The sequence below is a fragment of the Serratia sp. H402Y genome (genome assembly GCF_051172415.1).
GTDB lineage: Bacteria > Pseudomonadota > Gammaproteobacteria > Enterobacterales > Enterobacteriaceae > Serratia > Serratia ureilytica.
In genome coordinates this window covers 195,103-220,911 of the sequence record NZ_JBPIYZ010000005.1, presented here as the reverse complement: position 1 = coordinate 220,911, position 25,809 = coordinate 195,103, and the positions used below count along the sequence as shown (strand labels likewise).

Below are 25,809 nucleotides of genomic sequence, written 5' to 3'. Positions count from 1 at the left end.
AACACGGAGAAAACGGAATGCGGACTCAAGTCAAAGCCCTGCTGACAGGGATCATTCTCGCCACCTCAATGGTCAGCGCCGCACAGGCGACGGACAAAGTGGTGATCGCCCACCGCGGCGCCAGCGGCTACCTGCCGGAACACACCCTGCCGGCGAAGGCGATGGCCTACGCGCAAGGCGCCGATTACCTCGAGCAGGATCTGGTAATGACCAAGGACAACGAGCTGGTGGTGCTGCACGACCATTACCTCGATCGCGTCACCGACGTCGCCGAACGTTTCCCGAACCGCGCACGCAAAGACGGCCGTTATTACGCCATCGACTTTACGCTGGCGGAGATCAAATCGCTGAAGTTCACCGAAGGCTTTGACATCGAAAACGGCAAGAAGGTACAGGGCTACCCTGGCCGCTTCCCGATGGGCAAATCCGACTTCCGCGTCCACACCTTCCAGGAAGAGATCGAGTTCGTACAGGGTCTGAACCATTCGACCGGCAAAAACATCGGCATCTATCCTGAAATCAAAGCGCCTTGGTTCCACAAGCAGGAAGGCAAAGACATCTCCAGCAAAGTGCTGGCGGTGCTCAAGCAGTACGGCTACACCGGCAAAAACGACAACGTCTACCTGCAGTGCTTCGACGCCAACGAGCTCAAACGCATCAAGAACGAGCTGGAGCCGAAGCTGGGCATGGATCTGAAGCTGGTGCAGCTGATCGCCTACAACGACTGGCAGGAAACCTACGAGCAGAAAGCCGACGGCAAGTGGGTGGAATACGACTATGACTGGATGTTCAAACCGGGCGCGATGAAGAAAATCGCTCAGTATGCCGACGGCATCGGGCCGGACTACCACATGCTGGTGGTGGCGGATCAATCCAAACCGGGCCACATCGTGCTGACCGACATGGTGAAAGAAGCGCACGCCAGCAAGCTGGCGGTGCATCCGTTCACCATCCGCGCCGATGCGCTGCCAAAGTACGTGACCGACGTGAACCAACTGTATGACGTGATTTACAACCAGGCCGGCGTCGACGGCGTGTTCACCGACTTCCCGGACAAGGGCGTGCAGTTCCTGCAGAAGCAGGGCCAGCACAAGTAATGCCAAGGGCGCCGCAAGGCGCCCTTGTTATTTCAGAGGAACATCTTGCGCAGGTAGTGCGGTACCGCGTTGTCGGCATTGGAACCGATCACCTCCAGCTCCGGCAGCATATCCTTCAGGCGCTGATGCGCATCGCGCATGATGCAGCCCTTGCCGGCCATCGACAGCATCTCCAGATCGTTCATGCCGTCGCCGAAGGCGATGCACTCTTGCAGCGTATAACCGATGATCTTGGCCACTTCTTCCAGCGCATGCCCTTTCGACACGCCGCCCGCCATCACTTCCAGGCAGGTCGGGAACGAGAAGCTGACGTTGACCCGATCGCCCCAGCGGGCGTTGATGGCGTCTTCCACCTGCAGCAACCGCTCGTGGTCTTCACAGGTGAAGTAAACCTTGCAGACGCCGTCGGTTTCCAGCAGGCCCGGCTCAAACAGCTGATATTTGAACACCGACTCCTGGAAGTACTCTTCCTGCTCCGGGCTTTCGCGGTTGGTAAACCAATCGTCGTTGCGGTAGACGTTAGTGGTGATCTGCGGATCGTCGTGCAGCATGCCGTACAGATCGCGGGCGATATCCCCATCCAGATTATGGCTGAAGATCAGCTCGCCGGCCGTGTTGTGCACCCGCGCGCCGTTGGAGGTGATCATAAAGGCGCTGATTTCCAGGCTGTCGCGGATCTGCGCCACGTCGATGTGGTGGCGGCCGGTGGCGAACACGAAATGCACGCCTCGCTGGGTCAGCAACTTCAGCGTTTCTTTGGCGTACGGCGACAGGGTATGGTCGGGAGACAGCAGCGTGCCATCTAAATCGGAAGCGACGACGTGATACATAGCGTTATGTTCTAACCTCTGATGGAGTTGTCGGCGGCAGCGCGCCGCCTAAGTGTTGAGCAAAGAAGCGCAGGATTGCGTTCAGTGCTTCGGCGCGCATCGCGTCCCGCTCGAACAGGATCTCATGGCGTGCGCCGTTGATAACCCACGGAAGCCCCCCTTCGCAAGGGCGCCCCGCGTCTGACAGAGCCTGACAAAAAGCCTGGTGCGAACGGTTGTCAACCACCCGTTCTTCACCGGCCTGCAAAAGCAACAGCGGCGTTGTGATTTTCCCGGCCTGCGCGATGATCTGCCGGCCGGCGCGGATGCTCTCACGCACCCAATGGTAAGTCGGCCCGCCCACCTGCAGCTCGGGATAGTCGGCGTAATAACGCAGGCTGCGCCGGTAGCGCTCGCGGCTGTGGGTCAACACGTTGACCACATAGGGCAGCGGACGCCACTGGCCGGTGCCCACCGCGTAATAATCACGGATCGCCGGGCGTGTCTCCACCCAGTCGAGAATGCGGTCGGCCAGCCAGCCCGGCATCGGCAGCTGGATGCCGAACATCGGCGCGCAAAACGCCGCCGCGTCGAACGCCTGCGGCCGGCGCTGCAGGAACTGCGCCAGGATCGCGCCGCCCATCGAATGCGCCAGCGCGAAACGCTGCCGGTAACCGCGCGACTCGACCTCGCGCAGCCACAGCTGCTCGAAATCGTCCACGTAGTCGGCAAAGTTTACCACATGACCGCGGTGCGTATCCGCCAGTAAACGCCCGGAGCGCCCCTGGCCGCGATGATCGACGATCACCACGTCGTAACCGCAGTGGAACAGGTCGTAGGCCACCTCAGGGTATTTCACGTAGCTTTCGATGCGGCCGGGGCTGACCACCACCACCCGCTGATGCCGCGCGGAACGGAAACGCACAAAGCGGATCGGCACGCCGTCCACGCCGCTGAACTCGCCTTCTTCGCGCTGCCGCCAGAAATCCAGCAGCGGCCCGGTGGCGAAGGCAGCGAACTGCGTTTCACGCGTTAACCAGTCATCGGAGCTGAGAGTGAACGAGGTCATCGAGAGCGTTTTCCCTGTGGAGCCGGCGGAAAATGTGACCGCTGGCACAAGAAATCATACTAGCGTATTGTGATTCAATTCTGACAAAAAACGGCGCCGCCTCGGCGCATTGTGGCACAAAACGACACTTTCAGGGAGCCGAGAACCATGACCTTGGACTGGTGGTTAACCTACCTGCTGACCACGCTTATCCTTAGCCTCTCCCCCGGATCCGGCGCCATCAACACCATGAGCACCGGCATCAGCCACGGCTATCGCGGCGCCGCCGCGTCGATCGCCGGGCTGCAGGTCGGGCTGAGCGCGCACATCGTGCTGGTGGGCATCGGCCTCGGCGCGCTGATATCGCAATCGCTGCTGGCGTTCGAGCTGCTGAAATGGCTGGGCGCCGCCTACCTGGTGTGGCTCGGCATCCAGCAATGGCGCGCCGCCGGCGCGCTGGATCTGCATGCGCTGGCGGGCAGCATGCCGCGCCGCCGCCTGTTCCGCCGCGCGGTGCTGGTCAACCTGACCAACCCGAAAAGCATCGTGTTCCTCGCCGCGCTGTTCCCGCAGTTCATCTTGCCCCATCAGCCGCAGGCCGAACAGTATCTGGTGCTCGGCGTCACCACCGTGGTGGTGGATATTCTGGTGATGATCGGTTACGCCACCCTGGCGACGCGCATCGCCGGCTGGCTGAAGACCCCGCGTCAAATGCAGCTGCTCAACCGGGTGTTCGGTTCGCTGTTCATTTTGGTGGCGGGGCTGCTGGCGACCGCCCGCAAAGCCTGACAAAAAAGGCCGGGCATCGCTGCTCGGCCTTGGGCATTTCACTGCCGGTTAGCGGGTAAAGATCAGGTGTAACCCGAAGCCGGTAAACAGCACGCCCGCCATCCCGTCTATCCACTTGGCCAACCGCTGATAACCGCGGCGCATCGCCGGCAGCGCGAACACCACCGCCACCAGGCTGAACCAGACGAAGGTCTCGGCGACGATCAGCAAGAACAGCCCCCAGCGCGCCCCGGCGCCGACGCTGTCACCGACGAACAGCGAGAACACGCTGCCGAAATAGATCACCGCTTTCGGGTTGGACAGGTTGGTCAAGAAGCCGCGAATAAAGCTGCGCCCGGCCTTCGGCAACGCCACCTGGGCCTCTGCCGCCGGCGGAGCTTGCTGCGCCCGCGCGGAACGCAGCAGTTGCCACCCCATCCAGCACAGGTAAATGCCGCCGCCGACCATGATTATCTGATGCAGCCAGGCCATCTTCTGCAGGATCAGATGCAGCCCCATCAACGCCACGCCGGCCCATACCACGATGCCGAGCGAAATGCCGACCACGCCCATCATCGCCTCGCGGCGCGAGCGGCTGGCGGCGGTCTGCGACACGAAAAAGAAGTCCGGCCCCGGGCTCATCAGCGCAATCAGATGCACCAGCGCCACGGTGAGAAACAGCATCAGCATGATTTATCGCCCTCAGTCTTCGTCATTGTCGAGATGGTCGCGGATCATCGCCATAAAGGGCGCGCCGAAACGCTCCAGTTTGCGCTGCCCCACGCCGTTGACGCTCAGCAGATCGCCGGCCTTGATCGGCATCTGTTCGGCCATTTCCAGCAGCGTGGCGTCGTTGAACACCACGTAGGGTGGAATGTTTTCTTCGTCGGCGATCGACTTGCGCAGTTTGCGCAGCTTGGCGAACAGCTTGCGATCGTAATTGCCGCCGTAGGATTTCTGGTTGGCGCTGCTGCGCGACTTCAGGCTCTGAATGCGCGGCACCGCCAGCTGCAGCGCCACCTCGCCGCGCAACACCGGACGCGCCGCCTCGGTCAATTGCAGCGCCGAGTGCATGGCGATGTTCTGGGTGATAAAGCCCAGGTGGATCAGCTGACGCAGCACGCTGGTCCAGTGCTCCGTGGTTTGATCGCGGCCGATGCCGTACACCGGCAGCTTGTCGTGACCGTATTCGCGAATGCGCTGATTGTTGGAGCCGCGCAGCACTTCCACGATGTACCCGAGGCCGAAGCGCTGGCCGACACGGTACACGCAAGACAGCGCCTTGCGCGCGTCCTCCAGCCCGTCGTAGCGCTTGGGCGGATCGAGGCAGATATCGCAGTTGCCGCAGTTTTCGTGCTTGCCTTCGCCGAAGTAGTTGAGCAGCACCAGGCGACGGCAGGTTTGCGCCTCGGCGAAAGCGCCCATGGCGTTCAGCTTGTGACGCTCGATGTCCAGCTGTTGCCCGGCGGGTTTCTCCTCCAGACAGCGGCGCAGCCAGGCCATGTCGGCCGGATCGTACAGCAGGATGGCTTCGGCCGGCAGGCCGTCGCGCCCGGCGCGGCCGGTCTCCTGATAATAGGATTCGATATTGCGCGGGATGTCGAAATGCACCACGAAACGCACGTTGGGTTTGTTGATGCCCATGCCGAAGGCGACGGTGGCCACCACCACCTGCAGATCGTCACGCTGGAACGCCTCCTGCACCTGGGCGCGGCGATCGTTGTCCAGCCCCGCGTGGTAAGCGCCGACGCTCAGCCCGCGGCTTTGCAGGCGCGCGGCGGTGTCTTCCACCTTGGCGCGGCTGTTGCAATAGATAATGCCGCTCTTGCCGCGCTGATCCTGCACGAAGCGCCACAGCTGGTCGAGCGGTTTGAATTTTTCCACCAGCGTGTAGCGGATGTTCGGTCGGTCGAAGCTGCTGACCTGCACCAGCGGATCCTGCAGCGACAGCAGACGCACGATATCGCCGCGCGTGGCTTCGTCGGCAGTGGCGGTCAACGCGATCACCGGCATCGACGGGAAGCGCTGTTTCAACTGCCCCAGCGCGCGGTATTCCGGCCGGAAGTCGTGGCCCCATTGGGAGATGCAGTGCGCCTCATCCACCGCCAGCATCGCCGGCGGGCAGTGATCGAGCAGGTTGAGGAAGCTTTCCATCATCAGCCGCTCCGGCGCGATGTACAGCATCTTGATGGTGCCGTTGCGGCAGCCGGCCATGACGTCCAACTGCTCCTCGCGGGTTTGCGTCGAGTTGTAGCAGGCGGCGGAAACGCCGTAGGCCAACAGTTGGTCGACCTGATCCTTCATCAGCGAGATCAGCGGAGAAACGACCAGCGTCAGGCCGTCCATCACCAGCGCAGGGATTTGGTAACACAACGACTTGCCGCCGCCGGTCGGCATCACCACCAGGCAATCCTGCCCGCCGATCGCGGCATTGATAATCGTTTGCTGCCCCGGACGGAATTGCTGGTAGCCGAAGGTATCGCGCAATACCTGCTCGGCCAGCAACTCTCTGTTAATCACTGCTGCGGTTGACACACACTTCCCCATTTTTTCATCGGTACACACCCACCGGGTATGATTACACAATATCGTTCAGCATGACACCAACGCGCGCGTGACTCTTTTGCCTAAACGGGCTGGTAAGCAACAAAGGTTAAGCATAAAATCAACATTCCATTAACCTGGACTGACCAGTTAGCTCCCTTAAAACGCAAAAGAAAAACGGAAACCCGCTATGTCGACAACACCACTGACCCTGGAAGCCGCCCGCCGCAAGATCGGCGAAATTTTTGTCTACCACATGCCGTTCAACCGCGAGCTTGGCCTGGAGCTGCGCCGCTTCGACGATGACTACGTCGAGCTGAGCTTCACCAACCAGCGCAAGCTGGTCGGCAACGCCGCGCAGGAAATTCTGCATGGCGGCGTGATCGCCGCCGTGCTTGACGTCGCCGCCGGGCTGGCCTGCGCCGGCGGCGTGCTGACGCGCCTGGAGCCGCTGGTCGAAGAGGAGATCGCCGCCAAGCTGTCGCGCATGGGCACCATCGACCTGCGCGTCGACTACCTGCGCCCCGGCCGCGGCGAGCACTTCGTCGCCTCCGCCAGCGTGCTGCGCAGCGGCAACAAAGTCGCCGTCGCGCGCGTAGAACTGCATAACCACGACGGCCTGCATATCGCGACCGCCACCGCCACCTACCTGGTCGGCTGATGATTGTGTGCGGTGAGCGTCTTCAGTACACTCACCGCATCTTAAGTTCCCCACCAGAGTGACGTCATGGACGCAAAGCAAACGCGTCAGGGCATTTTCTTTGCCCTGGCCGCCTATTTTATGTGGGGCATCGCCCCGGCTTATTTCAAACTGATCCAGCAAGTGTCCGCGGATGAGATCCTCACCCACCGGATCATCTGGTCGTTTTTCTTCATGCTGGCGCTGATCACGCTGGGCCGCAACTGGCCTAAAGTGCGCGCCGCCTGCCAAAATCGCAAACGGCTGCTGTTGCTGGCGGTCACCGCGCTGTTGATCGGCGGCAACTGGCTGCTGTTCATCTGGGCGGTGAACAATCACCATATGCTGGAAGCCAGCCTGGGCTACTTCATCAACCCGCTGGTTAACGTGCTGTTGGGGATGCTGTTTCTCGGCGAACGTTTCCGCCGCATGCAGTGGGTGGCGGTGGCGCTGGCGTTCACCGGGGTGCTGGTGCAGCTCTGGCAGTTCGGGTCGTTGCCGATCATCGGTCTGGGGCTGGCGTTCAGCTTTGCCTTCTACGGCCTGCTGCGCAAGAAAATCGCCATCGACGCGCAGACCGGCATGCTGATTGAGACGCTGTGGCTGCTGCCGGTGGCGGCGGCCTATCTGTTCCTGTTCGCCGACAGCCCCACCAGCCACCTGAGCGCCAACCCGTGGTCGCTGAACCTGCTGCTGGTCGCCGCCGGCATCGTCACCACCGTGCCGCTGCTGTGCTTCACCGCGGCGGCTACCCGGCTGCGCCTGTCGACGCTCGGTTTCTTCCAGTATCTCGGCCCGACGCTGATGTTCCTGCTGGCGGTCACCTTCTACGGCGAGACCGTCGGCCAGGACAAGCTGGTGACCTTCGGCTTTATCTGGGCGGCGCTGATCCTGTTCACCCTCGACGCGCTCTATACCCAGCGCAAGCTGCGCTGAGCCCGGCGTCGCCGGGTTACAGCCAGTTCTTGCGCTTGAAGTACAGGTAAGGGGCCAGGCCCGCCAGGATCATCAGCGTGATCGCGCCCGGGTAGCCGAACGACCATTTCAGTTCCGGCATGAATTCGAAGTTCATGCCGTAGCTGGAAGCCACCAGCGTAGGCGGCAGGAACACCACCGACACTACCGAGAAGATCTTGATAATACGGTTCTGTTCGATGTTGATGAAGCCCATCGCCGCCTGCATCAGGAAGTTCACCTTCTGGAACAGCGATTCGTTGTGCGGCAGCAGGGATTCGATGTCGCGCAGCACTTCACGCGCCTGCTCCAGCTGGCCGGTCGGCAAACGCGCCTTGCGCACCAGGAAGTTGAGCGCACGCTGGGTATCCATCAGGCACAAACGCACCTTCCAGCCGATATCTTCCAGCTCCGCCAGCGTCGAGAGCGCGGCGTCGTATTCGTCGCCCTGATGCCCTTCCATGATCACCCGGCTGAGCTGTTCCAGATCGCTGTAGATATTCTCTATCTCGTCCGCCAGCTGTTCAATCTTGGTCTCGAACAGATCCAGCAGCAGTTCGTAAGCGTTGCCTTCGAGCATCGTCTGGTTGCGGGCGCGCATGCGGTACAGGCGGAACGCCGGCAGTTCACGCTCACGCAGGGTATACAGGCGGCCGTCGCGGATGGTGAACGCCACCGTGGAGTTGCCGGCGTGATCTTCCGCATCTTCAAAGTAGAAGAAAGAGTGGATATGCAGACCGTCTTCGTCTTCGAAGAAACGGGCGGAGGCTTCGATGTCGTCCAGTTCAGGACGCGTCGCCAGGCTTTGTCCCAGCTCATTCTGCACGCGCTCACGCTCGCCCTCTTCCGGCTCGACCAGATCAACCCACAGCGATGACGTGAGATCATCTGAGTCGTCCAGTTCCAGACGGGACAAGCGGCGGTTATCTAATTTAAAAGCGCTCAGCATGTGCCAAAACTCCGTGAAGGTAACGGGTGCGGACAACGCGTTGAAGCACAGAAACAGAGGGAGATGCGTATCACCGATTTGTTTCAGACCATGAAGAGATCTGACTCATAGCGACACTTTGCGGGGTCGCCGACAACCACGAAGGCTATCAGCAAAAACGGAGAGCCTTAGAAGTTATACCTGCGGCGCAGGTCAGTGAGCCAGTATCTACTGGGTGTGTCCAAGGCGTCTGTCCTCAATGATAATAGTGCGCGCATGTTACGCCGAGAAGAAAAAGCCTGTCAACACGTTAGGCGGGATAATTGCGCAACAAATCATCACGATGATCAATAGCAGAAATGGGGCTTAAACCGTACTGAAAAAGTCGCGGCGATCGCTTACCGCCACCAAGAATGTTGCTAAGATGACATCACCCTAATGGTACGACAAGCATGCGGATTTAAATGATGAAACAGATTACCGCCCATGAACTGACCGCGATGAGCGAACAGGCCGCCAGCGTGGCCCGCCTGCGCGCGCACCGCACCTTACACGAAGAGCTGAGCGACCCGGTGCAACGCCTGGCTATCGCCATGGAACCCGGCACCTATATCCGCCCGCACCGCCACCCGCAAACCTGGGAGCTGCTGACGCCGCTGCGCGGCCGCTTTGTGGTGCTGCAGTTCAACGATGACGGCGTCGTAACACAGCGCACCCTGCTTGGCGAAGAAACCAAAGTGCTGGAGATGCCGGCCTTTACCTGGCATGCGGTGCTGTCGGTCGATGCCGGCGGCGTAGTGTTCGAAGTGAAGCAGGGCCCGTATCAGGCGCTGACCGAAGAAGACTGCATGCAGTGGGCGCCACAGGAAGGCGGTGAAGGCACCGAAGCGGTGATGCGCTGGTATGCCACCGCACAGGTCGGCGACCGGTACCCTCACTGATCGTGAAAGGTTGCAGGGGCTGGCCCCTGCAACGCCTCTCTCTTTATACCGTTTCCAAACGCGCGTAGGCCGCCACCAGCCATTTGATGCCTTCACCCGGGAAGGCGATCTGCAGCCGGCTGTGCTCGCCGCTGCCCTCCAGATTGACGATGGTGCCTTCGCCAAACTTGGGATGACGCACGCGCTGGCCCAGCTTGTAACCGGTGTCGTTCTCGCTGATCGGCGTGCCCATGCGGCGGTGATTGACCGGGCGCGATACGCTGGCGCGCAGGCGCACTTCTTCCACGCACTCCTCCGGCAATTCGCCGATAAAGCGCGACGGCCGGTGATAAACCTCTTTGCCGTACAGACGGCGCGTTTCGGCATAGGTCAGCGTCAGTTTCTGCATGGCGCGCGTCACGCCCACATAGGCCAGACGGCGCTCCTCCTCCAGACGGCCGCCTTCGTCCAGCGACATCTGGCTCGGGAACATGCCTTCTTCCATGCCGACGATAAACACCAGCGGGAACTCCAACCCCTTGGCCGAGTGCAGGGTCATCAGCTGCACCGCGTCCTGATAGGCGTCGGCCTGGCCCTCGCCCGCTTCCAGCGCCGCATGCGACAGGAATGCCTGCAGCGGCATCAGATCCTGATCTTCTTCCTGATAGCTGAACTGGCGCGTCGCCGTCACCAGTTCCTCAAGGTTTTCGATGCGCGCCTGTCCCTTCTCGCCCTTTTCCTGCTCATACATGATGAACAGCCCGGAATCGCGGATCACCCGATCGGTCTGCACGTGCAGCGGCATATCGGCGGTTTCATGCGCCAGCGACTCCACCAGCTCGATGAAGCGCTGCAGCGCCGACGCGGCGCGGCCGGCCAGAACCTTGTCCTGCATCAGTTCGCGCGTCGCCTGCCACAGCGTCAGCTGGCGATCGCGCGCCGCCTGGCGCACTACGTCGAGGGTTCGATCGCCGATGCCGCGCGTCGGGGTGTTGACCACGCGCTCGAAGGCAGCGTCGTCGTTGCGGTTGGAGATCAGGCGCAGGTAAGCCAGCGCATCCTTGATTTCCTGACGTTCGAAGAACCGCTGGCCGCCGTAGATGCGGTACGGCATCGCCGTCTGCAGCAGCGCCTCTTCCAGCACGCGCGACTGGGCGTTGCTGCGGTACAAAATGGCGCAATCGTTCAGCGCGCCGCCGTTGTCTTGCCAGGTCTTGATGCGGTTGACCACAAAGCGCGCTTCGTCGAGTTCGTTGAAGGCGCAGTAGAGGGAAATCGGCTCGCCTTCGCCGCCTTCGGTCCACAGGTTTTTACCCATGCGCCCGTCGTTGTTGGCGATCAGGGTGTTGGCCGCTTTCAGGATGTTGCTGGTGGAACGGTAGTTCTGCTCCAGGCGGATGGTTTCCGCGCCGGGGAAATCCTTCAGGAAGCGCTGGATGTTTTCCACCTGCGCGCCGCGCCAGCCGTAGATCGACTGGTCATCGTCGCCGACGATCATCACGTTGCTGTTGCCGCCCGCCAGCAGGCGGATCCAGGCGTACTGGATACTGTTGGTATCCTGGAATTCGTCCACCAGCACGTTGGTGAAACGTTCGCGATAGTGGTTGAGGATATGCGGCTTGTTCAGCCACAGCTCGTGCGCGCGCAGCAGCAGCTCGGCGAAATCCACCAGCCCCGCGCGATCGCAGGCTTCCTGATAGGCCTGGTAGATGCGCAGCCAGGTGGCCTCTACCGGGTTGTTGTAGGTCTCGACGTGCTGCGGGCGCAGGCCTTCGTCTTTCTTGCCGTTGATGTACCACATCGCCTGACGCGGCGGCCACTGTTTCTCGTCGACGTTCAGCGCCTTGATGATGCGCTTGAGCAACCGCAGCTGGTCGTCGCTGTCGAGGATCTGGAAATCCTGCGGCAGGTTGGCTTCCAGATGATGAGCGCGCAGCAGGCGGTGCGCCAGACCGTGGAAAGTGCCGATCCACATGCCGCCCTGGCTGGTGCCGATCAGATGTTCGATACGGTGGCGCATTTCCGCCGCCGCCTTGTTGGTGAAGGTCACCGCCATGATCGAATACGGTGAGCAGTTCTCCACCGACAGCAGCCAGGCGATGCGATGCACCAGCACCCGCGTCTTGCCGCTGCCCGCTCCGGCCAGAACCAACAGGTTGCTGCGCGGCGCCGCCACGGCTTCACGTTGTTTTTCATTCAGGCTGTCGAGCAGATCGGAGACGTCCATAGGCACCACTAATGGTTAAGGAAAAACCCGCCGGCGACGGGTTTTTCACTGGAAATTTATACAGAGTTCTGGCAGGGATTATAACAATGCTGTCAGCGATGCCAACTGCGAAATCTCAATATGCGGCAGCAGGCGGCTGTCGGCGGCCTGCATCAGGCTGCGTTGCCGATCGTTGATCCAACAGGCCTGCAGCCCCGCGCGCAGCGCGCCGGCCACGTCGGTGGTCAGATCGTCGCCCACGTGCAGGATCTGCTCGGGCGCCACGCCCAGCCGCTCGACGGCCAGGTGATACATGTCCTGATACGGCTTGGCGCGCCCGTCCGGCCCGGAACGCAGCACAAACTGAAAGTAGCCGTCCAGGCCGCACTGCGCCGGATCGGCGTTGCCGTTGGTGATCGCCACCAGCGGGTAGCGCGCCGCCAGCGCCTTCAGCGTGGCATGGGTCGCTTCCGGCACCTCGATACGGCTGCGCCACAGCGCGAAATTCTGCATCGCCGCATCGGCCCCGATCGCCGCTTCGGCGTCGCGCAGCCCCTGCCGGCTCAACGCCAGATGAATGGCGCGCCAGCGCCACTGGGTGACGTCGTGGTAGATCTCCGGATCCTGCTCGCGCAGTTCCTGGCGCAGGCGGTGGAAATCCGCCGACTGGAAGCCGTTCAGGCCGGGATGGTAGCTCTGCAGGAAGGCCACCGACTGCTGCTCGGTTTGCCGGATCACCGGACGGTTGTCATACAGCGTGTCGTCCAGATCGAAAGTCAGCGCCGCCAGCGGGCGCAGCGGGCGATAAAAATGCATCAGGATTTCCCCCGTTTGGCGCGCGGATGTGCGGCATCGTACACGTTCGCCAGATGTTGAAAGTCGAGGTGGGTATAAATTTGCGTGGTGGTCAGGTTGGCGTGGCCGAGCAGCTCCTGCACCGCGCGCAGATCGCCACTGGACTCCAGCATATGGGTGGCGAAGGAGTGGCGCAGCTTGTGCGGATGGATATGGCTATTGACGCCCTGCTTCACGCCCCATTCGGCGAAGCGTTTTTGCACGTTGCGCGTCGAGATGCGTCGCCCCTGATTGGACAGGAACATGGCGTCGTCCTGCGGCCCAAACAGATCGCGCATCGCCAGCCAGTGTTCCAGCCAGGTGACGGCGGTGCGCCCAATCGGCAGTTTGCGTTCTTTGCTGCCTTTCCCCATCACCCACACCTCGCCCGCCGCCATATCGACATGGCGGCAATCCAGCCCCACCAGCTCGGAGAGGCGCAGGCCGGCGCCGTACATCACCTCGAGCATGGCGCGATCGCGCACCGCCAGCGGATCGTTGAGATCGATCTCCAGCAGCTGGTTCATTTCATCGACGTCGATGTTTTTCGGCAGATGGCGGCCGCTGCGCGGCGTGCGGATGCCCTTGGCGGGGTTGGCGTGCAGCACGCCCTGGCTGACCAGCCAATCGAGGAAGCTACGCAACGAAGAGAGCCGCAGCGCCAGGCTGGCGGACTGCAGACCGGCGCGTTTGCTGCGCGCCGCCAGCATGCGCACCCGGGCGGCGTCCAGCGTCGTCCAGTCGGTGACGCCGATCTCCTGCGCCAGGCGCATCAGCGCCGTCAGCTGGCGTGAATAGCTGAGCTGCGTCAGCGGGCTGAGTTGCCGTTCTACCTTGAGATAACGCAGAAAAGCGTCCACCGGCTGCTGCAGGCTGGGCGCAATCGGCGTCATGCGCGTTCGATCCAGCGTTCCAGCAGCGCCGGCAGCATGCGCGCCAGCTGATTGAGCATCACCGTGCCCATGCCCTGCTGATAATGTTGCGTATCGCGGCTGCTGAAGATCACCATGCCCAGCTCGCCGTCGTCGCCCAACATCGACAGCGCCACCGAGCCAATTTGGCCAATCTGTTTGGCCTGCGGCAACAGCAGCAGCAGCTCGGGGCCGTTCAGGCTGCCGAGATAGTGTTGTTCGCTGCCCAGCCGCTGAATGCGGAACGGCTCGAACGCCGAACGCGTCAGCGCCAGGTGGGTGAAATCGGAAGGCGCGCCGATATTCCAGCGCTCGGCGAACAGCCGAACCGTGGCGCCGGCCAAACCGAAGCCGCGCGCCCAGCGCTGCAGCCGGTTTAGCATGTCCTGCAGGCTGTCGGCGGTGGCCAGATCGGCCTGCAGGTGCAGCAGCCTGGCGAACAGCCCTTCGTTGGCGCTGGCCTGCTCCATCAACAGCGTGATCTCTTCTTCCAGCCGTTCGATGTGATTGCGCTGGCGAGCCAGATGCCATTCCACCAGCGAAACGGTGCCGCGCACCGGGTGAGGCACGCGCATCTGCTCAACCTGGCGCGCGTTGCGAATAAAGAAATCCGGGTTCTGCAGCAGGTACTGCATCACGGCGTCGTCATCCAGCGCCAGGCCGGCGACGCTCTGTTCTTCTACGCTTTTCATAGATGAATAAATCCGTCATAGACATGGGTTGCCGGACCGGTCATAAACAGCGGATTGCCCGGCCCTTTCCAGCGAATATGCAGGCTGCCGCCCGGCAGTTCTACATGCACCTCTTCTGACAGCAATTCCTGTTGGATCCCGACCGCCACCGCCGCACAGGCGCCGCTGCCGCAGGCCTGCGTTTCACCGGCGCCGCGCTCGTAAACGCGCAGCTTGATGTGATCGCGGCTGACCACTTGCATAAAGCCGATGTTGGCCCGTTCCGGGAAGCGCTCGTGCCCTTCCAGCACCGGCCCAAGCAGCTCCACCTTGGCGGTTTTTACATCATCCACCTGCAAAACACAATGCGGGTTGCCCATCGACACCACACCGCACAGCACGGTATGTTCCGCCGCGCGCATGATGTAGGTCTTTTCCGCCTTGGCGGCGCGGAACGGCACCGCCTGCGGATCGAAATTCGGCTCGCCCATATTGACGCACACCAGATCGTCGTCGGTGACGCTGAGCACCATGCGCCCGGTTTGGGTGCTGACGCGGATATCGCGCTTGTTGGTCAGCCCTTTCAGCCGCACAAAGCGCGCAAAACAGCGCGCGCCGTTGCCGCACTGCGCCACTTCGCTGCCGTCGGCGTTAAAAATTCGGTAGTGAAAATCCAGCTCGGGATCGTAAGGCGGTTCTACCACCAGCATCTGGTCAAAGCCGACGCCCAGGTGCCGATCGGCCAGCCGGCGGATCAGCTCAGGTGAAAAATAGACATTCTGTGTAACGGCATCGACCACCATAAAGTCGTTGCCCAGACCGTGCATTTTGGAGAACTGCATATCATACTCCGCTATCTGGACGCGCTATCCGTCTTGATTTTGCGGCGGCGCTCGCCACCGCAAACCGGGTGTTACTGGGCAACCATCGACGGTTTTTGCTGAGAGCCAGACTGCTCCTGCTGGTTCTTTTGCACCTGATCGCCCGTTTGCACCGGCGGTTTGGCCGGTTTTTGGCCGGCGGAGTCGGCAGGTGGGAAGTAAAGCGGGCCTTTCAGACCACAGCCGGCGAGGCCGGTAACCAGAACGGCCATCAGCGCATAGCGTAGTTGTTTTTTCATTTGCATTAATGCCTGTAATTCATGCGTCCAAGGTCTCTATAATCGCAGGTGGATCATGAAAAGCAATAGGAATTGAATATGAACGACAGTGAGTTTCACCAGTTGGCCGACCAGCTGATGCTGAATATTGAAGAGACACTGGACGATTTTGACGGCGATGCGGATATCGATTACGAAACCAATGGCGGCGTGATGACGCTGAGCTTCGAAAACGGCACCAAAATCGTCATCAACCGCCAGGAGCCGCTGCACCAGGTGTGGCTCGCCACCAAGGCCGGCGGTTACCACTTCAACTACCGCGACGGCGTCTGGGTATGCGATCGCAGCGGGCAGCCGTTTTACCAACTGCTCAGCGAAGCGGCCAGCGCGCAGGCCGGCGAGGAACTGAGTTTTTCCTGAGGCTAAGCAGGGCTCGGCAACCGAGCCCTTGCGGCGTCAATGCAGCTGGAACTGCTGCTTCAGCGGCTGAGCGGCGCCGTCGGCCACCGTTACGCACAGGCTGGACAGCACGTTGCTGCGGAACGGGATCACCTGCGTGCGCCCGTCGAGCTGCACGATTTGATAGAACTGCGGCAGGTTGAAGTTGATGAAGCTGGAGCCGTAGGTAAAGCGGTCGTGCGACGAGGAATAGAAGCGGCTGACGTCGCGCACCAGCTCCTCTTTGCTGCCCTCGCAGTGGTGATACACCTCCACCCGATTCGACTCATCCAGAATATAGATGTTGAAGCCCTTGTCGTCTGAGGTGTCTTCGAAGAAGAACTGGATGATCCCTTCGCTGGCGAAGCCGTCCACCACCGGCGGCAGATGCACCTGATCGGTTTCCACCTTGATAGACAGGCCGTGCAGCTTGTTGTTGGAGATGGCGCCGTAAAACTCCACCGCGTTTTCCAGCTTCTGCACCGACACGCTCAGGCGCTCGAAGAACAGCCCCCAGGTTTGCCCGGCGACGCGCACCGCCTTGAAGCGGCCGGGTTCCAGCCGGGTGCTGGACAGGCGCAGCTCGATGCACTCCGACACCAGCTGCTGAATGCGGGTGCGAATAAGGCCGCGCAGGTGCTGACTGTAGCAGAACACTTCCACCGACTCCGGCGGCGCGGCGTCCTGGTGCATTTTGCCGAGAATGGTTTTCAATGCTTCCAGCACCGACTGCTCGCCGCTGAAATGCAGGGTGCGCACTTCGTTCCAGGAGTTGCGGTACAGCAGATCGATGCTGCCGACCAGGCATTGCTGTTGCTGACCAAAGCTGAACACGTCCAGCTTGCGGAAATCGAAGTGCACCACCTGATTGCGGAAGGCGGCGGTCGGATCGTTTTCCAGATTGACGATGATCGCCAGATGGCGAATCTCGCACGGGCTGTACAACGCTTTCGGCGTCGGCGCCGGCAGGCGCAGCGGGAAGTGATGGGAAACGTCGGCCACCAGCTCCTGCAGCTTGGCGGTGTCACACAGATTGCCGCTCTTGATGTGCAGGCGGGTCTGCGGCGTCAGCAGGCCGTTGAAATAGGCCCAGGCCACCAGCTTGTTCAGGTAGCGGTTATATTCCAGCGGCTGATGGCTGACGATCGAATCCATGGCCGGCGCCTGATTGTACAGGTACCAGCCGGTGCGGTTGGCGCGGCCAACCGGCACATGAATAAAGGTTAAATCGTTTTCCGACAGGTCCGGCGAGATCTGCGGGTTCACCAACGTCACCTTGCCGGGCAGCGCTTCGAACGCCGCATACAGTTTGCGGGTCAGCACGCCGATATCCTGCGGGCTGGCGCTGACGCTGAGGTTGTTGCGGCGGGCGAAACGGATCAGGTTGCGGTAGCTCTGCATCATCGCGTCAAGCAGTTCGTTGTGCGCTTCGCGCACTCGCTCGATCTTCCAGTTGGCGCGGTTGTCCAGCATCGCCAGACGCTCTTCGCTCCAGCCCCACTCGCTGACCAATTGGCTGAGGATCTCGCGCCGCCAGCCGACGCAGGCCTTGGCCAGCGACAGCTTTTCACACACTTTCAGGTAGAAACAGCGACGGGCCAAATCGAGGCGGGTGGTGTCGTTGATGTCGGTCAGGTAGCGGGTGACGCGCTCGAGCATCATGCAGTAGGCGTCGAGCCCGAAGCTGACGATCTCGCCCTGGTGCAGGCGATGTTTGATGTCCGTCGCCAGCAGTTGGGTATTGGGGTATTCCCAGGAATAGGCTTCCAGCAGCAGTGTTTTCAGCACCGCCTTGTAAGGCGAATCGATGCTCTTGTACAGCTGCCACAGGCTGGCGCCGAAGTACTCTTCCGCCGACAGCGAACTCAGGCCGCCGAGATCCAGCCACTCGTTCGGCGTCAGCGCGCCCTGCGCGTACAGCGACAGCACGTATTCATCGTAGTGCGCTTCTTCTTCGCCCGGCACCATGTTCCACAGGATGCGTTTGCCGGCCAGGCGCACTGCGGTGCGGTAGAACTCGTCCAGCAACAGGATGTGCTGCGTCGAGCCGCAGTCTTCGCCGCCCAGGCTGCCGCTTTCATTATGGCGGAAGCGGTTTTCGTCGATCAGGAAGAAGCTGACTTCCACCCCCATCGACGCGGCCCACTTCTCAAGCAGGCTGCATTTTTGCTGCAGGCGGGTGCGTTCTTCGTTGTCCAGCCAGGACTGGTGGCAGACCCAGATATCGAGATCCGAGCTGCAGCTTTGGCCGATAGACGAGGTGCTGCCCATCGAATAGACGCCGGTGATCGGCAGCTCGCCGCTGGCCGGTTTGTCAAACGGGCTGCCCCATTTGTCTTCTAAATCGTTCAGGTAATCTTGTTGAGTTTCATCAGGCGTGTAGAGGCAAATGCCGTGGGGAACGTTACCGTTCAGGTAACCCGGCATCAGCGGGTGGTGGTGGTGCAGTAAGGTGGGCAGCAGACTGTATACCCGTTGAAACGCGGGCTTCATAGCCGCCAGGGCGCGATCGACGCGTAGCTGATTGATCGCATCCAGTCTCTGCTTCAATGTCTCGATGTAGAGGTACAAGACGTCTCGCCTGATTATCCCGGTGTTTAGAAAAAAACCCGTATTCCATAAGCGCCGTTAGTGTAAGAAGAATATTTGGCGACTTATTGCTGGAAACGTGATCAATTTAACACCTTGCTGATTGACCGTAAAGGAGGTAACGCTTCACAATTATTGTAGCGCTTCCCTAAACGATTTACCCGCAGTGTTAACTGCCCCAAAGCACATCACACGTCCCTTTGATTCCGTTGTCCTTTTTCCGCCTCCGGCTTCTTGCACTGACAGTATTGACTCTCAGTGGTAGGATGGATGGCGAAATATAAAAACGGTAACAAGCATGTTAGACAAAATTATTCGAATTGCCACCCGACAAAGCCCGCTTGCACTTTGGCAAGCACATTATGTGCAGCAACGTCTGATGGCCTGCCATCCCGGCCTGCAGGTCGAGTTGGTGCCGATGGTCACCCGCGGCGACGTTATTCTGGATACGCCGTTGGCGAAAGTCGGCGGTAAAGGCCTGTTTGTTAAAGAACTCGAGCTCGCGCTGCTGGAAGGCCGCGCCGACATCGCCGTGCATTCGATGAAAGACGTGCCGGTCGATTTCCCTGCCGGGCTCGGTTTGACCACCATTTGCGAACGCGAAGATCCGCGCGACGCTTTTGTTTCCAATCGTTTCGCCTCGCTCGATCAGCTGCCGCTGGGCAGCGTGGTCGGCACCTCCAGCCTGCGCCGTCAGTGCCAGCTGCGTGAACGCCGCCCGGATCTTGTCGTGCGTGACCTGCGCGGTAACGTCGGCACTCGCCTGGCCAAGCTGGACAACGGCGACTACGACGCGATTATCCTGGCGGTGGCCGGCCTGAAGCGTTTAGGCCTGGAGCAACGCATCCGCAGCCCACTGAGCGCCGAAGAGTGCCTGCCGGCGGTCGGCCAGGGTGCGGTCGGCATTGAATGCCGTCTCGACGACAGCGTCACCCGCTCGCTGCTGGCGCCGCTGAACCATGCGGCCACCGAAACCCGCGTGCGCGCCGAGCGGGCGATGAACACCCGCCTGGAAGGCGGCTGCCAGGTGCCGATCGGCAGCTATGCCGAACTGGATGGCGACAGCCTGTGGCTGCGCGCCCTGGTCGGCGCGCCGGACGGCAGCCAGATGGTGCGCGGCGAACGCCGCGGCCCGGCCGCCGAGGCCGAACGGATGGGCGTTGAGCTGGCGGAAGAGTTGCTGGCGCGCGGCGCGCGCGAGATCCTGCGCGAGGTTTATCAGGGAAATCCGCCGGCATGACGATCCTGGTAACCCGCCCATCGCCTTCGGGGGAGCGGTTAGTGAGCCGGCTGCGCGCACTCGGCCGGGTTGCCTATCATGCACCGCTGATCGACTTCGCGCCGGGCGGCGATCTGCCGAAGCTGCCGCAGGCGTTGCAGCAGCTTAGCGCCGGCGATCTGGTCTTCGTGCTGTCGCAACATTCGGTGAGTTATGCCGATTCGGTTATCGGCCGCGCCGGGTTGAGCTGGCCCGCTCACCTGGCTTATTACGCCATCGGCCGCACCACCGGGCTGGCGCTGCACCGCATCAGCAGTTTGCCGGTGGAATACCCGCGCGAACGCGAGATCAGCGAAACGCTGCTGTTGCTGCCGGCGCTGCAAAAATTGGCGGGCAAACGCGCGCTGATTTTACGCGGCAACGGCGGCCGCGAACTGTTGGGGTCGACGCTGAGCGAGCGCGGCGCCGACGTCAGCTATTATGAATGTTATCAACGCAGCCCGGTGCACTACGACGGCAGCGAGCAAAGCGCCCACTGGCAGCGCGCCGGTGTGGATACGCTGGTGGTGACCAGCGGTGAAATGTTACAACAGCTCTATACTTTAGTTCCTGATTACTATCGTTCTTCATGGCTGCTGCGTTGCCGCCTGGTAGTAGTGAGCGAACGCCTGGCTACCCTCGCCCGGGAATTGGGCTGGCGTACGATTCGGGTAGCTGACAACGCCGATAATGACGCGCTGATCCGCGCGCTACAATAATCTGACTATGGGATGTGCCACTATGACGGAACAAAATACCCCAGCCGCCCCGGTTGAAGAACCCACCACCGCGGTTGAGAGCTCCCAGCAGCCAGCCGCTGCCAGCCGCAAAGGCAAGAACACCGGCCCGGTGCTCGGCGCGATCGCTATCGTGCTGGTCATCGCCCTCGGCGCGGGCGGTTATTACCATACGCACAAGCAGGCACAACAGCTGATCGCCGCCAATCAGGCGCTGCAGCAGCAGCTTGACGGCGTGAAGCAGAGCCAGCAGCAGGAAAGAAATGCGCTGGAAGGCTTGTTGCAACAGCAGGGTAAAACCCTGGACGCCGCCGATCGCGAGCAGGCGAACCTGGCGCGCCAACTGAGCGAGCTGCAGGAAAAAGTGGCGACCATCTCCGGCAGCGACGCCAAAACCTGGCTGCTGGCGCAGGCCGATTTCCTGGTGAAAATGGCCGGCCGCAAGCTATGGAGCGATCAGGACGTGACCAGCGCCGCCGCGCTGCTGAAAAGCGCCGACGCCAGCCTGGCGGACATGAACGATCCGAGCCTGCTCGACGTGCGCCGCGCCATTACCGAAGACATCAGCACGCTTTCTACGCTGACCCAGGTCGATTACGACGGCATCATCCTCAAGGTCAATCAGCTGTCCAATCAGGTGGATAACCTGCGCCTGGCCGATAACGACACCGACGAAGCGCCGATGGATCAAAACAGCAGCGAGCTCTCCGGCTCGATCGGCGAATGGCGGCAGAACCTGGCCAAGAGCTGGCGCAATTTCATGGCCGACTTCATCACCATCCGCCGTCGCGATACCAGCGCCGAACCGCTGCTGGCCCCGAATCAGGACATCTACCTGCGCGAAAACATCCGTTCGCGCCTGCTGGTGGCCGCACAGGCCATTCCGCGTCACCAGAACGAGACCTACAAGCAGTCGCTGGAAACCGTCTCCACCTGGGTGCGCGCCTATTTCGACACCACCGATCCGGCGACCAAGGCCTTCCTTGAAGAGCTGGACAGCCTGAGCCAACAGTCGATCTCGATGGACGTGCCGGATCAGCTGAAAAGCCAGCCGCTGCTCGAAAAAGTGATGCAGACCCGGGTGCGCAACCTGATGACCCAGTCCCCTGCCGCTCATCAGGAGGGTTAAGCCATGTTACGCGTGCTATTTCTGTTCCTGGTGGTGATCGCCAGCGTGGTGCTCGGGCCGATGTTGGCCGGGCATCAGGGCTATGTGCTGATCCAGACCGATAACTACAATATTGAAACCAGCGTCACCGGCCTGGTGATCATGTTGGTGCTGCTGTTCGTGGTTCTGCTGGCGATCGAGTGGATCCTGCGCCGCATCTTCCGTACCGGCGCCCGCACGCGCGGTTGGTTTATCGGCCGCAAGCGCACCCGCGCGCGTCAGCAAACCAAAGCCGCGCTGATCAAACTGGCGGAGGGCGACTACAAGCAGGTTGAAAAGCTGATGACGCGCAACGCCGATCACGCCGAACAGCCGGTGGTGAACTATCTGCTGGCCGCCGAGGCTGCGCAGCAACGCGGCGATGACTTCCGCACCAACCAATATCTGGAGCGGGCCGCCGAAGCCGCCGATACCGATCAGCTGCCGGTGGATATCACCCGGGTTCGCATCCAGCTGGCGCAGGGCGAGAACCACGCCGCGCGCCACGGCGTCGATCGCCTGCTGAACCAGGCGCCGCGCCATCCGGAAGTGTTGCGCCTGGCGGAACAAGCCTATCTGCGCACCGGCGCCTATGCGTCGCTGCTGGAAGTGCTGCCGTCGATGCGTAAAATCGAACTGCACAGCGAAGAGCAGCTGCAGGCGTTGCAGCAACAGGCTTACATCGGGCTGATGAATCAGGCGATGGCGGACGAAGGCAGCGAAGGCCTGAAGCGCTGGTGGAAAGATCAGAGCCGCAAGACGCGTCACGAAGTGCCGCTGCAAATCGCGATGGTGGAGCACCTGATCGAATGCAACGACCACGAACTGGCGCAGGAGATTGTGCTCGACGGCCTGAAACGCCAATATGACGAGCGCCTGGTGCTGTTGCTGCCACGGCTGAAGTCCGGCAACCCCGAGCAGCTTGAGAAAGCGCTGCGTCAGCAGATGAAGCAGCACGGCGCGACGCCGCTGTTGAACAGCACGCTGGGGCAGTTGCTGATGAAGCACGGCGAGTGGCAGCAGGCGGCCGACGCCTTCCGCGAAGCGCTGAAACAGCGTCCGGACGCCTACGATTACGCCTGGCTGGCCGATACGCTGGAGAAACTGCATCGTTCGGATGAAGCGGCGCAGATGCGGCGTGAAGGACTGATGTTGACGCTGAAACAGAACGGCGGCGAATAACCGCCCGCCCGGCAGAGAAAGCGTGGCCTCGGTGCCGCGCTTTTTTTTGCCCGTTAGCTTGCTGAAGCGCAAAAAAAAAAACACTTGCCGCATGGCAAGTGTATAAAGAAGCAATCAGGTCTAGGACAACAGGGGCGGTGCCTCACTCAACGTTTTGCCCTGAGCGTGATGACGGGTTAGTCATCGTTCTCGTGGGCGATAGGCACCCTAAATCGGCTCTGCGTCATTCCCAGGGTTTATGAAGCCTAAGGCGAACATAAGAAATGGAATGAGCATCTACGCTGTAGGTATTGCACTTGGCGTGCCAACTTTCAGATTCAGGAAAGTCGCTATAAAAAATAGCATTCAATTGATTGAAAATATTGAATTTTTATTTACGCCTAACTTTCTCTCAGCATGCCGTCCCCTGTCGTTCTTTACCCACGGCCGATCTGACGCTGTCGCCGCAAAACGACGACTTAAGCCAAAGCCACTTTTAATGTTTAAAATCAATGCATTATGTGTCTCAAACTGGCGACAACGTCGAACCACATTGTCGCTGAAAACCTACACACGTGCCGGTTGAAACAAAATGCCAATGTTCAGATACGCAAAAACCCGTGCAATGCTGCACGGGTTGGTCGCTATGCGTTTCGTCGCGGCGGGAAGGACTTACCCTCATAAACAGCGGACGTAAAAAAACCGACTTACGTCGGTTTCTTTGAAACTGGTCAGCGAGAGAAAGATGACGCGCGCCCCAGGATGTAACGCCCTGCGGGCCGTTGCTAAAGCAACGTCGTCTCGCTTCGCGAGGCTCGAACCTCCTGCGGAGGTGCTCATCCTCATAAACCGCAGGCGAAAAAAAACCTGCTTTAAAAGCAGGTTTTTCGAATGGTGGTCGGCGAGAGAGGATTCGAACCTCCGACCCACTGGTCCCAAACCAGTTGCGCTACCAAGCTGCGCTACTCGCCGATTTGTGTTGCTCATACTACCCGATTTATCAGACCGTTGTCCATATAAATCTTATATTTATCAGATATTTTGCGTGGTGCGAAGAGAGGGACTTGAACCCTCACGTCCGTAAGAACACTAACACCTGAAGCTAGCGCGTCTACCAATTCCGCCACCTTCGCACTGTCACAAAATACTGCTAAATCTTCACTTCGCTTAGGAAGTGGGGTGGCTAATGGGACTCGAACCCACGACAACTGGAATCACAATCCAGGGCTCTACCAACTGAGCTATAGCCACCATTGCTACTTCTTCTTACTCACGCGGTAATATTACCACCGCAGCTCCTGCGCACAAACTTAATGGCGCGCCCGACAGGATTCGAACCTGAGACCTCTGCCTCCGGAGGGCAGCGCTCTATCCAGCTGAGCTACGGGCGCGTAGCGCCGTTGCGGGAGGGGATACTACGGATTTACGCCAATCCTGTCTAGTGCTTTTTCGCAGAAATGTTGCGTTTGATTACGCTTTGCTCACTCCTGCGCAGGAAAGCGCACTCCGTAGCCCCTTTTCACCGTTTATTGCCGCGTTTCTACCCGATTTTCAGCCGGATGATGTTTCTTATGCATGCCGAAAGCGAAGTAGCACAGGCTGACGCCCGCTAAGAAAATCGCCCCGACCAGCAGGGAAATTCGCGTATCCGGGTTGATTCCCATGCCGACCAGCACGCAAACCAGAAAAGCGATGGTCAGATAGTTCACATACGGGAACATGATCGACTTAAAGCTGTGGTTTTTGATCGCTTCCTTGTGCGCGCGGCGGAAATAGAGTTGGCTTATCAGCACCACGAACCACGGCACCATGCCCGGCAACACGCTGGCGCTGTAGACATAGACGAACACCTGCTCCGGATTGGGGATGATGTAGTTCAGCGCGGAGCCCACCAACAGGCAGCCGATGGTGACGGCGATGCAGTTGACCGGCACGCCGCTGGCGGAAAGCTTGGTCAGCGCCGCCGGCAGTTGGCGATTCTTGGCCAGGGCGTACAGCATGCGGCCGCCGCTGTACATGCCGCTGTTGCAACCGGAAAGCGCGGCGGTCAGTACCACAAAGTTAATGATGCCGGCAGCGGCGACGATGCCGATCTTGGCGAAGGTCAGCACGAACGGGCTGCCGGTAGTGCCGATGCCGTTCCACGGGAAGATGGTCACGATGACGAAGATCGCGCCGACATAGAAGATCAGGATGCGCCACAGGATATTGTTGATCGCGCGTTTCAGCGTCACCTGCGGGTTTTTGGCTTCACCGGCGGTGATGCCCACCAGCTCAACCCCCTGATAGGACGCCACCACGATGCACAGCGCAAACAGGAAGCCCTTCCAGCCGCCGGCAAAGAAGCCGCCGTGCGCCGTCAGATTGGCGAAACCGATAGGTTCACCGCCGTTGCCGAAACCGAAGAAGATCACCCCCAGCCCCACCAGAATCATCACGATGATGGTGGTGACCTTGATCATGGCGAACCAGAACTCCAGCTCACCGTACAGGCGCACCGCCGCCAGGTTGGCCAGCGCCACCATCGCCACGGCGATCAGCGCGGGGACCCACTGCGGTATTTCCGGGAACCAGAACTGCACATACACCCCGATGGCGGTGATCTCCGAAATGCCGACGGCGATCCACATAAACCAGTACCCCCAGGCGGTGAGGTAGCCGAAATAGGGATTCATGTATTTATGCGCGTAAACGGCGAACGACCCGGCGACCGGCTCGAGGAACAGCATCTCCCCCATCGAACGCATAATGAAGAACACGAACAGCCCGGCGATGATGTAAGCCAGCAGTACCGACGGCCCGGCCCATTTCAGCGTACTGGCCGATCCCATAAACAGGCCGACACCAATGGTGCCCCCGAGAGCGATAAGCTCGATGTGCCGGGCCTCAAGGCCTCGGTGTAGCCCTTGCGGTTTCTCTTTGTGTGCCATAAATCCTCAATAATTTTTCTCGGGTTGTGTTTGCCTGCCGGCCGCTGCCGGTCGTTATTGTCATTATTAAAAGAATAAATC

The 25,809-nt window shown here is 60.6% G+C and carries 23 protein-coding genes, 4 tRNA genes and 1 other RNA gene; 10 read left to right on the top strand and 18 right to left on the bottom strand.

Annotated elements, in window-relative coordinates; genetic code table 11:
- Window positions 1-17 precede the first annotated feature (17 nt).
- Complete coding sequence (gene glpQ, locus ACSBQS_RS21100) at window positions 18-1,097, top strand: glycerophosphodiester phosphodiesterase (protein WP_072626507.1); 1,080 nt, start codon at window positions 18-20, stop codon at window positions 1,095-1,097.
- Window positions 1,098-1,129: 32 nt separating this feature from the next.
- On the opposite strand, the gene yigL is transcribed toward glpQ, so the two are convergent.
- Window positions 1,130-1,927: a sugar/pyridoxal phosphate phosphatase YigL gene (yigL, locus tag ACSBQS_RS21095; RefSeq protein ID WP_033645010.1), complete on the bottom strand. Its 798-nt coding sequence runs from the start codon at window positions 1,925-1,927 to the stop codon at window positions 1,130-1,132.
- Window positions 1,928-1,931: 4 nt separating this feature from the next.
- The gene (gene pldB, locus ACSBQS_RS21090) at window positions 1,932-2,975 is read right to left on the bottom strand and encodes a lysophospholipase L2 (protein ID WP_033645012.1); all 1,044 of its coding nucleotides are present in this window, start codon (window positions 2,973-2,975) and stop codon (window positions 1,932-1,934) included.
- A 147-nt stretch (window positions 2,976-3,122) separates the two neighbouring features.
- On the opposite strand from pldB, the gene rhtB reads away from it, so the two are divergent.
- The gene (gene rhtB, locus ACSBQS_RS21085; RefSeq protein ID WP_033645013.1) at window positions 3,123-3,743 is read left to right on the top strand and encodes a homoserine/homoserine lactone efflux protein; all 621 of its coding nucleotides are present in this window, start codon (window positions 3,123-3,125) and stop codon (window positions 3,741-3,743) included.
- A gap of 48 nt (window positions 3,744-3,791) precedes the next feature.
- Here rhtB and rhtC read toward each other — a convergent pair whose 3' ends face one another.
- Window positions 3,792-4,412, bottom strand: coding sequence for a threonine export protein RhtC (gene rhtC, locus ACSBQS_RS21080; protein WP_060660075.1), 621 nt, complete (start codon window positions 4,410-4,412; stop codon window positions 3,792-3,794).
- Window positions 4,413-4,424: 12 nt separating this feature from the next.
- The gene (gene recQ, locus ACSBQS_RS21075; protein ID WP_046688049.1) at window positions 4,425-6,257 is read right to left on the bottom strand and encodes an ATP-dependent DNA helicase RecQ; all 1,833 of its coding nucleotides are present in this window, start codon (window positions 6,255-6,257) and stop codon (window positions 4,425-4,427) included.
- A gap of 199 nt (window positions 6,258-6,456) precedes the next feature.
- Here recQ and ACSBQS_RS21070 point away from each other — a divergent pair, with 199 nt between their 5' ends.
- Window positions 6,457-6,927, top strand: a complete 471-nt coding sequence (locus ACSBQS_RS21070) for a thioesterase family protein (protein WP_033645017.1) — start codon at window positions 6,457-6,459, stop codon at window positions 6,925-6,927.
- Window positions 6,928-6,993: 66 nt separating this feature from the next.
- Complete coding sequence (gene rarD / locus ACSBQS_RS21065; RefSeq protein WP_033645018.1) at window positions 6,994-7,881, top strand: EamA family transporter RarD; 888 nt, start codon at window positions 6,994-6,996, stop codon at window positions 7,879-7,881.
- Window positions 7,882-7,897: 16 nt separating this feature from the next.
- Here the strand turns inward: rarD and corA are convergent, their stop codons facing one another.
- Complete coding sequence (gene corA / locus ACSBQS_RS21060) at window positions 7,898-8,848, bottom strand: magnesium/cobalt transporter CorA (RefSeq protein ID WP_004934262.1); 951 nt, start codon at window positions 8,846-8,848, stop codon at window positions 7,898-7,900.
- Window positions 8,849-9,294: 446 nt separating this feature from the next.
- On the opposite strand from corA, the gene ACSBQS_RS21055 reads away from it, so the two are divergent.
- Entirely contained in the window at window positions 9,295-9,768 is a 474-nt protein-coding gene (locus ACSBQS_RS21055) for a WbuC family cupin fold metalloprotein (protein ID WP_025160392.1), read from the top strand.
- Window positions 9,769-9,811: 43 nt separating this feature from the next.
- On the opposite strand, the gene uvrD is transcribed toward ACSBQS_RS21055, so the two are convergent.
- From uvrD to lptM, 6 genes are all read right to left on the bottom strand, one after another.
- Window positions 9,812-11,974 (bottom strand): DNA helicase II, encoded by a 2,163-nt coding sequence (gene uvrD, locus ACSBQS_RS21050; protein WP_025304874.1) that lies wholly within the window; start codon window positions 11,972-11,974, stop codon window positions 9,812-9,814.
- A gap of 78 nt (window positions 11,975-12,052) precedes the next feature.
- Window positions 12,053-12,769: a 5-amino-6-(5-phospho-D-ribitylamino)uracil phosphatase YigB gene (yigB, locus tag ACSBQS_RS21045; protein WP_033636653.1), complete on the bottom strand. Its 717-nt coding sequence runs from the start codon at window positions 12,767-12,769 to the stop codon at window positions 12,053-12,055.
- Window positions 12,769-13,680, bottom strand: a complete 912-nt coding sequence (xerC, locus tag ACSBQS_RS21040) for a tyrosine recombinase XerC (RefSeq protein WP_033645020.1) — start codon at window positions 13,678-13,680, stop codon at window positions 12,769-12,771. Before xerC ends, yigB begins: the two co-directional genes overlap by 1 nt.
- A complete protein-coding gene (locus ACSBQS_RS21035) occupies window positions 13,677-14,390 on the bottom strand; it encodes a DUF484 domain-containing protein (RefSeq protein WP_033645022.1) in 714 nt (237 codons plus the stop codon). Before ACSBQS_RS21035 ends, xerC begins: the two co-directional genes overlap by 4 nt.
- Window positions 14,387-15,211, bottom strand: a complete 825-nt coding sequence (dapF, locus tag ACSBQS_RS21030) for a diaminopimelate epimerase (protein ID WP_004934244.1) — start codon at window positions 15,209-15,211, stop codon at window positions 14,387-14,389. Before dapF ends, ACSBQS_RS21035 begins: the two co-directional genes overlap by 4 nt.
- 71 nt (window positions 15,212-15,282) lie before the next feature.
- A complete protein-coding gene (gene lptM, locus ACSBQS_RS21025) occupies window positions 15,283-15,489 on the bottom strand; it encodes an LPS translocon maturation chaperone LptM (protein WP_080273427.1) in 207 nt (68 codons plus the stop codon).
- A 78-nt stretch (window positions 15,490-15,567) separates the two neighbouring features.
- Between lptM and cyaY the strand changes: the two genes are divergently transcribed.
- Window positions 15,568-15,888 (top strand): iron donor protein CyaY, encoded by a 321-nt coding sequence (gene cyaY, locus ACSBQS_RS21020; RefSeq protein WP_033645025.1) that lies wholly within the window; start codon window positions 15,568-15,570, stop codon window positions 15,886-15,888.
- Between the two features lie 36 nt (window positions 15,889-15,924).
- On the opposite strand, the gene ACSBQS_RS21015 is transcribed toward cyaY, so the two are convergent.
- On the bottom strand, window positions 15,925-18,477 hold the full coding sequence (locus tag ACSBQS_RS21015) for a class I adenylate cyclase (RefSeq protein WP_019452546.1): 2,553 nt from the start codon (window positions 18,475-18,477) through the stop codon (window positions 15,925-15,927).
- A 316-nt stretch (window positions 18,478-18,793) separates the two neighbouring features.
- Between ACSBQS_RS21015 and hemC the strand changes: the two genes are divergently transcribed.
- From hemC to hemY, 4 genes are read left to right on the top strand one after another with little or no spacing between them, the layout of a single operon-like run.
- Window positions 18,794-19,735 carry a hydroxymethylbilane synthase gene (hemC, locus tag ACSBQS_RS21010; protein ID WP_047025955.1) on the top strand — a complete coding sequence of 314 codons (942 nt, stop codon included), beginning with the start codon at window positions 18,794-18,796 and terminating at the stop codon, window positions 19,733-19,735.
- Complete coding sequence (gene hemD, locus ACSBQS_RS21005) at window positions 19,732-20,472, top strand: uroporphyrinogen-III synthase (protein ID WP_197666743.1); 741 nt, start codon at window positions 19,732-19,734, stop codon at window positions 20,470-20,472. The genes hemC and hemD overlap by 4 nt, the downstream gene beginning before the upstream one ends.
- Window positions 20,473-20,494: 22 nt before the next feature.
- Window positions 20,495-21,619, top strand: coding sequence for a uroporphyrinogen-III C-methyltransferase (gene hemX / locus ACSBQS_RS21000; protein ID WP_033645029.1), 1,125 nt, complete (start codon window positions 20,495-20,497; stop codon window positions 21,617-21,619).
- A gap of 3 nt (window positions 21,620-21,622) precedes the next feature.
- Window positions 21,623-22,819: a protoheme IX biogenesis protein HemY gene (gene hemY / locus ACSBQS_RS20995; protein WP_033645031.1), complete on the top strand. Its 1,197-nt coding sequence runs from the start codon at window positions 21,623-21,625 to the stop codon at window positions 22,817-22,819.
- Between the two features lie 708 nt (window positions 22,820-23,527).
- Here the strand turns inward: hemY and ACSBQS_RS20990 are convergent.
- The 6 genes from ACSBQS_RS20990 to thrP form a co-directional block, all read right to left on the bottom strand.
- Window positions 23,528-23,656, bottom strand: a non-coding RNA gene (locus ACSBQS_RS20990) — RtT sRNA.
- 37 nt (window positions 23,657-23,693) lie between these two features.
- Window positions 23,694-23,770: transfer RNA gene (locus ACSBQS_RS20985), tRNA-Pro, on the bottom strand.
- Window positions 23,771-23,844: 74 nt separating this feature from the next.
- Window positions 23,845-23,931 (bottom strand) — tRNA-Leu (locus tag ACSBQS_RS20980).
- Between the two features lie 42 nt (window positions 23,932-23,973).
- Window positions 23,974-24,049, bottom strand: a tRNA-His gene (locus ACSBQS_RS20975).
- Between the two features lie 63 nt (window positions 24,050-24,112).
- Window positions 24,113-24,189: transfer RNA gene (locus tag ACSBQS_RS20970), tRNA-Arg, on the bottom strand.
- A gap of 135 nt (window positions 24,190-24,324) precedes the next feature.
- Window positions 24,325-25,728 carry a bifunctional threonine/serine APC transporter ThrP gene (thrP, locus tag ACSBQS_RS20965; protein WP_004934226.1) on the bottom strand — a complete coding sequence of 468 codons (1,404 nt, stop codon included), beginning with the start codon at window positions 25,726-25,728 and terminating at the stop codon, window positions 24,325-24,327.
- Between the last annotated feature and the right edge of the window lie 81 nt (window positions 25,729-25,809).